Origin of the sequence: Nostocoides jenkinsii Ben 74 (assembly GCF_001046875.1) — a bacterium.
Classification (GTDB): domain Bacteria; phylum Actinomycetota; class Actinomycetes; order Actinomycetales; family Dermatophilaceae; genus Nostocoides_A; species Nostocoides_A jenkinsii.
Map to the genome: position 1 here is coordinate 386,345 of NZ_HF571038.1, position 10,966 is coordinate 397,310.

The 10,966-nt window shown below is 68.2% G+C and carries 9 protein-coding genes and 1 tRNA gene; 1 reads left to right on the forward strand and 9 read right to left on the reverse strand.

The window, feature by feature from the left end; translation table 11 throughout:
- Positions 1–80: 80 nt before the first annotated feature.
- The 9 genes from BN13_RS01725 to BN13_RS01765 all read right to left on the reverse strand — a co-directional run bounded on the left by BN13_RS01725 (position 81) and on the right by BN13_RS01765 (position 8,214).
- Positions 81–1,718 (reverse strand): substrate-binding domain-containing protein, encoded by a 1,638-nt coding sequence (locus tag BN13_RS01725; RefSeq protein ID WP_084733502.1) that lies wholly within the window; start codon positions 1,716–1,718, stop codon positions 81–83.
- 106 nt (positions 1,719–1,824) lie between these two features.
- Positions 1,825–2,973, reverse strand: coding sequence for a bifunctional RNase H/acid phosphatase (locus BN13_RS01730; protein ID WP_084733503.1), 1,149 nt, complete (start codon positions 2,971–2,973; stop codon positions 1,825–1,827).
- A gap of 3 nt (positions 2,974–2,976) precedes the next feature.
- Positions 2,977–3,717 (reverse strand): zinc ribbon domain-containing protein, encoded by a 741-nt coding sequence (locus BN13_RS01735; protein ID WP_048543921.1) that lies wholly within the window; start codon positions 3,715–3,717, stop codon positions 2,977–2,979.
- A 30-nt stretch (positions 3,718–3,747) separates the two neighbouring features.
- Positions 3,748–4,563 carry a Nif3-like dinuclear metal center hexameric protein gene (locus tag BN13_RS01740; RefSeq protein WP_048548756.1) on the reverse strand — a complete coding sequence of 272 codons (816 nt, stop codon included), beginning with the start codon at positions 4,561–4,563 and terminating at the stop codon, positions 3,748–3,750.
- A 1-nt stretch (position 4,564) separates the two neighbouring features.
- A tRNA-Val gene (locus tag BN13_RS01745) sits at positions 4,565–4,637 on the reverse strand.
- Between the two features lie 597 nt (positions 4,638–5,234).
- Complete coding sequence (locus tag BN13_RS01750; RefSeq protein ID WP_048543923.1) at positions 5,235–5,711, reverse strand: peroxiredoxin; 477 nt, start codon at positions 5,709–5,711, stop codon at positions 5,235–5,237.
- 38 nt (positions 5,712–5,749) lie between these two features.
- The gene (locus tag BN13_RS01755) at positions 5,750–6,178 is read right to left on the reverse strand and encodes a DUF3052 domain-containing protein (RefSeq protein ID WP_048543925.1); all 429 of its coding nucleotides are present in this window, start codon (positions 6,176–6,178) and stop codon (positions 5,750–5,752) included.
- Between the two features lie 10 nt (positions 6,179–6,188).
- Positions 6,189–7,721, reverse strand: a complete 1,533-nt coding sequence (locus tag BN13_RS01760; protein ID WP_157038379.1) for a PH domain-containing protein — start codon at positions 7,719–7,721, stop codon at positions 6,189–6,191.
- A gap of 10 nt (positions 7,722–7,731) precedes the next feature.
- Positions 7,732–8,214: a PH domain-containing protein gene (locus BN13_RS01765; RefSeq protein ID WP_235433901.1), complete on the reverse strand. Its 483-nt coding sequence runs from the start codon at positions 8,212–8,214 to the stop codon at positions 7,732–7,734.
- Positions 8,215–8,347: 133 nt separating this feature from the next.
- On the opposite strand from BN13_RS01765, the gene aceE reads away from it, so the two are divergent.
- Positions 8,348–10,966: pyruvate dehydrogenase (acetyl-transferring), homodimeric type (gene aceE / locus BN13_RS01770; RefSeq protein ID WP_048543931.1), on the forward strand; the 2,619-nt coding region annotated here is incomplete at its 3' end.

The window sequence follows — 10,966 nt, forward strand, 5'->3', positions numbered from 1 at the left end:
GGACACAACGAGGGGCCGGGGCCTTATCGGCCCCGGCCCCTCGTTGTGTCAGCGGCTACGCCGCCAGGGTTAGGACCAGATCAGGGCGTCGCGAAGAGCGCTTGGGCGAATGCCCCAGGGACATCCTTCATCGAGAGTACGCGAACGGTGACACCCTTCGTGAGGTCAGCGACCTCCTTCAGGGGCCCAATCCGGCCCTCCGGGTCGACAATAAGGTAGCTGATCGACACCGGCTCCTTGGGGTTGTAGGTCTTCTTGAGGTAGTCCGAGAGTTGCTTCAGCGTCATCGAGTTGGCCGCGGCCTCGTTGTTGCCGTCACTGAGGACGATCAACTGGTTGAGGTAGCCCTCCCGGTAGTTCTTCGGCGCATGCTGATACGCCTTGCGCACCGCGAGGTAGAGCGGCGTTCCACCACCGGCGCGCGCATCTCGCAGGGCGCGACGGATCTCGTCGGAGTGAATCTGGCCGCCATCGACCGGGGTGTCATTGATTTCGAGCGTCAGGCCGTCGTCGATGATGTCGCGGCCCCCTGAGGTGTGGAAGAACCACACCGTCGAGGCGGCCTTGGGCGACGCCAAGTCGTAGGCCTTGTTGGCCAGCGTCCGCACCAAGTCCAATCGACTCAGCTTCGATCCCGGGAACGGCAGGTTCATCGACCCGGACAGGTCGATCAGCGCCATGGTCGACCCGTGCGTATGCATGGCCGTCCACGCCCCGCGGACAGCACCAATGGTGGCCTCGTCGAACACTGCCGGCTCCAGGGCCGTCACGCCCACGGAGTCTGTGCCGATGGTGGGTGGGGCACCCTTCGGACTGCGCCACCCAGCAGCCTGCAGCGTGATCTGACCACCCGGAGTCCGCGCGTAGTCGGCGAACGCCTTAGCGTTCTCTCCGCCAGCGTCGCTCGCCGCCACGACGAGTGGAACCGTGGCCGCGCCGGCGGCCAGCGGGATGCTGACGAACTCGACTTGCGGATTGCCGGCGTTGTGGACGATCACATCGCGCTCAGTGGTCAGCACCGCCGACACGGTCCGCGCAAAGTCATCCGTGCTCACCGCGTCCAAAAGGTCGTTTGCCTCTGCGACGGTGTCGGTCAAGGTGGTGATCTTCTGCTCCGAGTGGATCACCGCGAAGTCGGCCTTAGAGGGCGCGTAGTAGTCCGGTGACTTGGTCAACGGCTTCCCACCATTGGCCAGGGCCGTCAACGTCCCGAAGCCGACGGCGCCGACGAGAGTCTTCTGCGGGTCCGGCGACGCGATCCGGAAGGCACCCCATTCGGGGTGACCCATGCCCTTCCACGTCTTATCGCCGTTGAACAGATCCTGGACAACCTCCGGCATCAGCGGCTGGGGCCAACCGGGTTCGGTGGCCATCTCCTTGGGCAACGCGAGCACAACCGGCGTAGAGGGCACGGACTCGTGACCGGGGCGTCCGGCACCGTGAGCGTGATCGCGGCCGACGCCGGGTCTGTCGCCCACACCTTGTCGCCCGTCGCCGCCGGGCACGTCTTGCCCAAAGACTTGACGAAGGCGGAGTCGAGGTCGGCGGCAAAGGGGTCGCGCTCGGTCCCGGTCCAGAAGGTCAACGGCGTGGGACACCCCCGCGCGTCGGCCGTCGCCACCCAATGCCAGCGCCGCCAACCAGGCAATTGCCCGATTCCGACCCCCGGACGGCGCTGCATGCGCACCCCGCGATCGCGACATGACCACCTCGTCCATCCCCGCCGATCCGAAATTCGGCCGACGTGTCGCGCGCGAACAATATCCGAGGAAGTTGAAGTATCTACTTTACTCCCGACGAAATCTCGCGGTCGTTATCGGGTGGTTACCGACGGTTAGTAAAGACCACCGTCGCGCCTGCCTGCGGCCAGGTCTCGATGGCGGTCAACGCCCCCGGCCCGTGCGCCAATCGCCAGGACGCGTCCATCCCCATCCCGAGAATGTCAGCAAGCACGACCATGATGGGTTTGCGGTGCGCGACGATCACTTGGGTGCCGCCCGCGGCGACGCGCGCGGCATACGCCCGAAGAACGCGCTCGGTGAGGTCCCGATGCGTCTCGCCGCCGGGGCGAGCGTATGCCGGGTCCGACCGCAACCGCTCGACATCGGCGGGCGCTTGCGACATGAGATCGCGCATCGCTACGCCATCCCAGTCGCCGAAGTTCTGCTCGTCCCAGTCGGGATCCTCGCCCGCAGTGACTCCGAGGGCCGCGGCGATAGGGACGCCGGTCTGCCGGGCGCGGGCCAGCGTGGAGGTGGTCAAGGTCGCCGAGCCCCCGGCGACGAGGTCGGCGACCAGACGCGCCGCGTGGGCGGCCTGCTCGCGGCCCAGGTCGCTCAGGTCAGGGTCCGCTCCCCCGCGCCCGTCGAGGCGACCCTGCTCGGTGAACGCCGTCACGCCGTGGCGCACCAGGATGATCCGGGTGGGCTCCCCGAGCGGAGGCACCGGCCTCGGCTGGGCCGCGATCGCCGGCTCCCCCGGGTGTTCCTCCTCCGCCAACCGATCGGCCGCCAACTCCTCGGAGAGTCCGGCGTCGCGGCGAATCGTGCGGCCGTCCATCCCGTCGTTGGAGAGGGCATCGGCGGCCTTATTGCGTTCGCGGGGAATCCAGGTGAAGTCGACCGATCCTCCGGCCGCGACGATGCGCTCGATGATCTCCTTGGCCTCCAGCGCGAGCGTGCGCATGTCGGCATGCTTGATCTTCCACCGCCCCGACATTTGCTCGACGACGAGTTTGGAGTCCATGGCAACAGTGATGCGCGCGCCCGGGTCGATCACCTCCGCTGCTTGCAAGCCGGCGATCAGCCCGGAGTACTCCGCGACATTGTTGGACGCTTTGCCCAGCGGCGCGGCGCGTTCGGCGATGACGCGGCCGCCTTCGTCGCGCACCAGTGCGCCATACCCGGCGATGCCTGGATTGCCGCGGGAGCCGCCGTCGGCCTCAATGCGCAGCCGTCTGTGCGTGGCCGCCACCTCTTAGAGGCCGGACTCGGGGGTGCGCACGAGGATGCGCCCGCACTCCTCGCACCGCAGGACCTCATCGGCGGCGGCGCCGCGAATGGCGTCGAGGTCGGCGGCGTTGACCTCCAACTGACAGCCGAGGCACCGGCGCTGACGCAGGGCGGCGGCACCCACGCCCGATCGCGTGCCGCGCAACCTCTCATAGAGACCGACGAGATCGTCGCCGACCTCTTCAGCGATGCCTGCGCGCGGGGCTTGCGCATGGACCGCAGCCTGGTCGAGATCGGCGTAGGCGTGGTCGCGCTCGGCGAGCACCGCGGCGAGGTCGGCCTCCAGCGCCGCCAGGCCCTCCCGGCGGTGTGCCACCACCGCGTCGACGGCCTCGGCGCGCTCCATGACCTCCAACTCGATCTCCTCGAGTTCGCTCTGCCGGCGGGCGAGGCTCATGAGTTCGTGTTGCAACGCCTGCAGGTCCTTGGGGCTGCACGTGCCGGAGTCGAGTCGGGCCTGATCGCGCGCCGCCCGGTCGCGGACGAGTTGGACATCCCCCTCGGCGCGGGCCAACTCCGTCGCCACATCGCTCGCCGTCGTCTCGGCGCGCACGACCCCGTCACGGGCCGAGGCAACCTCGGCAGCCAATTCGGTCGCGCGCGCGGCGGCCGGCAGGGTCGCGCGCTGGTGCGCCAAGCGCGCAAGCTCGCTGTCGACGGCTTGGAGGTCGAGCAACCGAAGCTGCCGGGACGGCTCTGCCTTCACGTTTCATCCTTCTGATCGGGTTCGCTCAACCTATCCCGGGGTGATCACGAAGCTCCACGGGTCCGTGCAGATCGCGCTCGTCACGATCTCGACGCCATCGCCCAGGGCCGTCGCCAGGTCCGCAGCGACCTCGGCCAGCCACAGGCTTTCGGAGGCCCAGTGACCCGCATCGATGAGGTATGGCGATCCCCCCCGCGCTTCTTCCCTCGCCTCGAGCGCGGGGTGATGCCGCAGGTCCGCGGTGACGTAGACATCGGCCCCGCCGGCGCGAACCGCGTCGAACAAGTCATCGCCCGCTCCCCCGAGGACGGCGATGCGCTGCACCGGCGCCTCCGGTGGGCCGGAGACGCGGATGCCGACGGGCGCGGCGGGCAGGGCCTGCGCCACCCGCTGCGCGAAGGCACCCAGGGTGGTCGCTTCGGCGAGGTCACCGATCCGCCCCAGCGGTTGCCCTTCGGCGATCTGCAACGGTTGCGGATCGAGGATGCCGCAGGCTGCTGCGAGCGCCGCCGACACCCCGCGCTCGGCCACATCGGCGTTGGTGTGCGCGACATACAGCGCGATATCGCCCAGGATGAGGTTGGTGATCGACGCGCCCTTGGCTCGGGTCACCGCGACCGAGTGGACGCCCCGCATCAGCAGCGGGTGGTGGGTCAACAGCAGTTCGGCTCCGAGCACACGTGCTTCGTCGATGACCGCCAAGGTCGGATCGACCGCGAGCAAGATGCGCGTGACCGGCTGCTCCGGGTCACCCGTCACCAGCCCGACGCGGTCCCAACTCTGCGCCGTGTCCGGCGGATAGAGCGCCTCCAGCACCGCGATGACGTCAGCAAGAGACGTGGTCATGTGGGCCCGGCCGGGCTCGAACCGACGACATCCACGGTGTAAACGTGGCGCTCTACCAACTGAGCTACAGGCCCCGGAATCCGGACTCGCCGACGGCGACCCCGGTCCGCTGATCACATTGTGTCAGTGGATCCGCTCTGGTTGCGTCACGAATCCTGCGGCCCGGCGACGGTGACATAGGTGCACCCGCCGCTGGGATACGCCGGCCCTGCCACGAGGACGGTCACTTGGTAGAAGAACTGGGCACTGTTCGCGCCGGTGACCGGGACGGACGGATCCTGCGCCCTGGGAGTAGGACCCGTCCGCGGTGTAGACGCCGCCCTGCGGGAGCACGATATCGGAGGCCGACGTGAACGGTCCGGTCCCGCTTTCTCCCCGTGCGAGGTCGGTCGCCTGCACGACATCGCCGGTCACCAGACCCTGGATGAACACGAAGAAGGTCGGACTCTCCTGAGGGCCAGTCAAGAGGGGATAGACCAGGACCGGCGAGGCATCGGGGCAGACGCTACTGCCGGCGAGCGCCGGGGCTGCCGCAGTGGCCATCAGGACGGGGGCGGACCACAACGTCCCGCGGGCGACGGCTCGGCAAGGCTGGCACACAACTTTCGGCAGGGGCAGGGTTGACAGTTGTCAAGAAGGACCAGATTACCCGCTGCCGCGGCGCGTCGCGCTCACGCCGAGACGGCCCGCTCCAGCGCCTGCCGGTAGCCGGCGAAGTCACGTGCCGTGCCAGGGTTGGTGACCTCGGTCCACACGATCCGGCCGTCGGGGTCGATCAGGAAACTGCCGCGGTTCGCCATACCCCGCTCCTCGTCGAAGACGCCGAAGGCTCGCGCGACCTCCCCGTGCGGCCAGAAGTCCGAGAGGAGCGGGAAGAAGTAGCCCTCCTGATCCGCCCAGGCCCGATGGCTGAACATCGGGTCGCAGGAGACCGTCAGGACCTGCACCTCCTTGGATTCGAAGGCGCCGAGGTCGTCGCGGATTGTGCCGAGTTCGCCCGTGCAGATGCCCGAGAACGCGAACGGGTAAAAAACGACGAGCACGCTCTTCGCGCCGGCGAAGTCCCGCAGCCGCACCGGACCGCCGAACTGGTCGGTCAGGGTGAAGTCGGGCGCGGTCGCGCCGACGGGGAGGGGGGTGCGCGTCATACGGCCAAGTTTGCCAGCCCCGCAGGAGGGGGCGCTCGTCACCGGCGCGCGGCCTTCGGCGGGACTAAGCGCTGGGCGCACCAGTCGGTGCCGGCGTTGACGGTTCCCGTGGGATGGAGGCCGGCGGTGACTGCGGCTTCCTCGATGTCGGCCGGATCCACCTCGCCCTCGCGACCCCGCTTGGGGGTGAGCAGGACGATCGCGGCGTCATCGGCCAGATTGACCAAGGCGTCCACGAGCGCGTCGGTGAGATCGCCGTCCCCGTCACGCCACCACAGGAGCACCACATCGGCGACACCGGTGAAGTCGTCGTACTCAAGCTCGGCCCCCACCACGTCGACGAGGTCGGCGCGCCACTCGTGATCGATGTCGTCATCGTAACCAAGTTCTTGGACGACCTGACCCGCGATGAAGCCGAGGCGCCCGATCGGGCTTCCCGGACCGGAGCGTGCTGCCGGTGCGTTCACTGCGACTCCATCACCTACCCGGGGCGAACTCGTCGCTCGACCCATCTTCCTGGGACCTTAGTGCACCGACGCCGGCCCGAGGCAGGGACGGCGCAGGTATGCCGAATTCGTGCGCCCGAGCGCGCGAACTGCGCTGGATCTGCTCGTTCAGGAGGGTGCGCGCCTGCTCCGTGCTCAGATGATCCACGCTCGGGAGGACCGGTCCGAGGGTGGAGTGAAAGGCCACCGAGGCCAGGTCCAGCCGGCGCTCGATCGGGCCCTGCTGCACCTGGCTGGACTGGATGCGCGCGTGGGGGACGACCACGGCCGCGCGCGTGAAGCGTCCGGTGCGGATGACGACGGCGGTGTCCGTCACGGCATACCCCCGTCGTCGCCAGCTGAGGGGGTCGAGCCAGCGGGCTGAGCGCGGGAGCCCGACCATCCCTGGCCCGGTCTCCTCGGCCGTCATCGCGGCGAGCACGTCCGGCAACGGCCACGTCGGGCCGAGCACCGTGAGAATGCGGACCACCTCCTCCTGCGACCCGACCGGGATCAAGGCGTCCGTATTGGTGTTCTCCTCCTGCTCGACGCCGGCCACGTTCACCCGGATGCGCCACCAGGCGAGGGGCCGCCAAAGGAGTGGCTGACTCACCTCCACCGCCTGGATTCGCTGGATGGGCACGGTCCGCGCGCGCACCTCGGTCAGCCCGTGCCGCACCCGGATGACGTCCGGCGAGCCGTGGACCTCGAAGTTCATCCAGCCGGTCAGGCGCCCCAGAAGGCTTCCGCCGGCACCGAGGAAGAGAGGGCCGAGGAAGGTCAGCCACGCCAAGTTGCCGGTGATGAACGCCACGATGACGGCCGGTACGGCGAGGATCACGAAGACGGCATTGGCCGACATCGCGGTCGCGGCCCACACCCGGGCGGCCGGAATCCGGGCGATGAGCGCCTCCGGGATGGGGCGGGCGGGCGCCGCCTCGACGTGGAACTCCTCGGACTCCACCGGGCTCGACACCAGTGCCCCGTCAGGGGAGGTGGAACGAGCGGAGACGGCAGGAGCGGAGGCGGGATGGGAGGAGCGGCTGTCATGAGTGCGCCCGATGATGGTTTCGCGAACGTGCTGTGCGAGGCCATCCGCCAGGAAGCTCAGGGTCACGCTGGAATCGGAACCGCCGGCGGCCTCGATCTTCACCGCGGACAACCCGAAAATCCGGGCGAGCAGCGGCCGGGTGATGTCGACGGCCTGGATGCGGTCATACCGGACCTGCCGGTGTTGTTTGCGGACGACCCCGGAGCGGAGCTCGACATTGGTGGGGCTGAGCCGGAAGCTCGCGGCCTGCCAACTGATCCAGGCCGCGACCACGCCGAGGACGAGGACAACCGCCAGGCCCGCGGCAGCAAGCAGCCAATGGCCGCCCGTCGGGTCAGCCCCGTCCGAGCCGAAGATCCGGTCCACCTGCTGGCTGACTACATAACCCACCGCGGCCACGGCCATCACGCCGCCACGCAGGATCGGGGTCAGGGGGTGGAACTTCGTCCACACTCCCTCGTGAAAATCGCTCACGTCGGCGCCGTCACAACCCCGCCCGCTGGGCTTCGCCGAGGGCAGTGAGGCGTTCTCGCAGGGCTTCCGCCTCGGGCAACTCGAGTCCGGGCAGCGAGCCACTGGATGACGGGGAGGCCGTATGGATGGTGACCGATGCGATGCCGTAGCGGCGCGACAGCGGTCCGGAAGCCATGTCGGCGTACTGGAGGCGGCCATACGGAATGCTCACCAGGGACCGAAAGATCCGGCCGCGCCGGATGACGAGTTCCTCGGGCAGTTCGGCATACGAAATCGCAGCGACCTGGCGACCGATGAACCACCACGCCCAGATCAGGGTCACGGCGACGACGGCCGCGCCGATCCAGAACCACGAGGTGGCCAGGGTCGCGGCGGCGAAGGCGATGAGCAAGGGGGTCGCGATGGCGACGGCGGTCAGGCGCCGGACCCGGACGAGGCGCGTCGAGACGGGCCGCCACGGCAGGTCCCCGGCGTCATAAAGGGCCACGGTCATGTCCATAGTCTGCCGTCGCCCTCGTCCAAGGCACGCGGCAGAGTAGGTTGGACTTGTTCCCTCGTGACCCTCACCACAGTGAGGGCCGCGCCCCGACACCGACAGATCCACAGCAAGAGAGAGGAGCCACCTCGTGCTCGGAAGCGAGAAGGCCGGACCGATCCTCAACGGCATCCCCACGCAGTTGCCGGACATCGACCCCGAGGAGACCCAGGAATGGGTTGAGTCTCTCGCCGGACTCGTCGATGCCGCCGGGCGCGACCGGGCTCGCTATGTGATGTTGCGGCTGCTGGAGAGCGCGCGGGCGATGAACATCGGCGTCCCGTCTTTGACGACGACCGACTACATCAACACCATCCCGGCCGAGAAGGAACCCTGGTTCCCCGGCGATGAAGACATCGAGCGCCGGTTCCGCGCGTATTTGCGTTGGAATGCGGCCGTGTTGGTGCACCGCGCGCAGCGGCCGGGCGTCGGCGTCGGCGGCCACATCTCGACCTATGCCTCGGCCGCGACCCTGTATGAGGTGGGCTTCAACCACTTCTGGCGCGGCCCGGATCATCCCGGCGGCGGCGACCAGATCTTCTTCCAGGGCCACGCCTCCCCTGGCATGTATGCACGGGCCTTCCTCGAGGGCCGCCTCACCGAGACCGAACTCGACGGCTTCCGCCAGGAACACAGCCATGTCGTCGACGGCAAGGTCGAGGCCTTGCCGTCCTATCCACACCCGCGGTTGATGCCGAATTTCTGGCAGTTCCCGACGGTGTCGATGGGCCTGGGCCCGATGAACGCGATCTATCAGGCGCAGTTCAACAAGTACCTCCACAACCGCGGCATCAAGGACACCAGCCAGCAGCGGGTGTGGGCGTTCCTCGGTGACGGCGAGATGGACGAGGTGGAGTCGCGTGGTCTGCTCCAGACGGCGGCCAATGATGAGCTCGACAACCTGACCTTCGTCATCAACTGCAACCTGCAGCGTCTCGACGGCCCGGTGCGCGGCAACGGCAAGATCATCCAGGAGTTGGAGGCGTTCTTCCGCGGCGCCGGCTGGAATGTCATCAAGATCGTGTGGGGCCGCGGCTGGGATCCGCTGCTCGCGGCCGACCGCGACAGCGCGCTGGTCAACCTGATGAACAAGACACCGGACGGCGACTACCAAACCTTCCGGGCCAATGACGGCAAATACGTCCGCGAGTTCTTCTTCGAGCGTGACCCGCGCACGGCCAAGCTCGTCGAAGGCTGGTCCGATGACGACATCTGGTGGAAGCTCAAGCGCGGTGGCCACGACTTCCACAAGGTGTATGCCGCGTACAAGTCTGCCGTCGAGCACACCGGTCAGCCGACGGTCATCCTCGCCAAGACCATCAAGGGTTATGGGCTGGGCAGCCACTTCGCGGGCCGCAATGCAACCCACCAGATGAAGAAGCTCACCCTCGATGACCTCAAGGGCTTGCGCGACAGCCTGCGCATCCCGATCTCCGATGAGGTGCTCGAGGCCAACCCCTACGAGCCGCCCTACTACAACCCGGGGCCGCAGGACGAGGCCGTGAAGTACGCCCTGGAGCGGCGCGGCAAGCTCGGCGGCGGGCTCCCGGCGCGGCGCACGGCATACGAGCCCTTGCCGTTGCCGAAGCCGGAGGCCTATGCGGCGGTGAAGAAGGGCTCCGGCAAGCAGCAAGTGGCGACCACGATGGCGTGGGTGCGGCTGCTCAAGGATCTGATGCGCGACAAGGAGTTCGGCAAGCGCGTGGTGCCGATCATTCCGGACGAGGCGCGGACCTTCGGGATGGACAGCTTCTTCCCGACGATCAAGATCTACAACCCGCACGGGCAGCACTACACCTCGGTCGATGCCGACCTGATGCTCGCCTACAAGGAGTCCGAGGCGGGCCAGATCATTCATACGGGCATCAACGAGGCGGGCTCGATGAGCGCGTTCACCGCGGCTGGGACGTCGTATGCGACGCACGGCCAGGTCATGGTCCCGATGTACATCTTCTATTCGATGTTCGGCTTCCAGCGGACGGCCGACTCGATCTGGGCGGCAGCGGACCAGATGAGCAGGGGCTTCCTGTTGGGGGCGACGGCGGGTCGCACGACGCTAACTGGTGAGGGCCTGCAGCACGCCGACGGGCACTCGCACTTGCTGGCGGCCACGAACCCGGCGATCCGCTCCTATGACCCGGCGTTCGGCTACGAGATCGCGCACATCATGCAGCGCGGCTTGGAGGAGATGTATGGCGAGGCCGGCGACGGCGACGCCAAGAACGTCATCTACTACATCACCCTCTACAACGAGCCGATGGTGCAGCCGACCGAGCCGGCGAGCGTCGACGCCGACGGGATCGTGCGGGGCATGTACCGCCTGTCCGAGGCGGACCGAGGCGGGCGCGAGGGCAACCCGTCGGTGCAGCTTCTCGGTTCGGGTGTCGGGGTGCCGTGGGTCCTCGAGGCGCAGCAGTTGCTGCGCGACGACTGGGGCGTCAACGCCGACGTGTGGTCGGTGACGTCGTGGAACGAGCTGCGCCGGGAGGCGCTGGAGGTCGACAAGAAGCGCTTCCTGCACCCTGAGGTCGAGGTTGAGGACCCGTATGTGACGCGGCGCCTCGCCGACACCCCTGGCCCGGTCATCGCGGTGTCCGACTACATGCGGGCGGTGCAGGACCAGATCGCTCAGTGGGTCCCCGGCGATTTCCACTCGCTCGGCGCCGACGGGTTCGGCTTCTCCGACACCCGCGCCGCCGCCCGTCGCTAC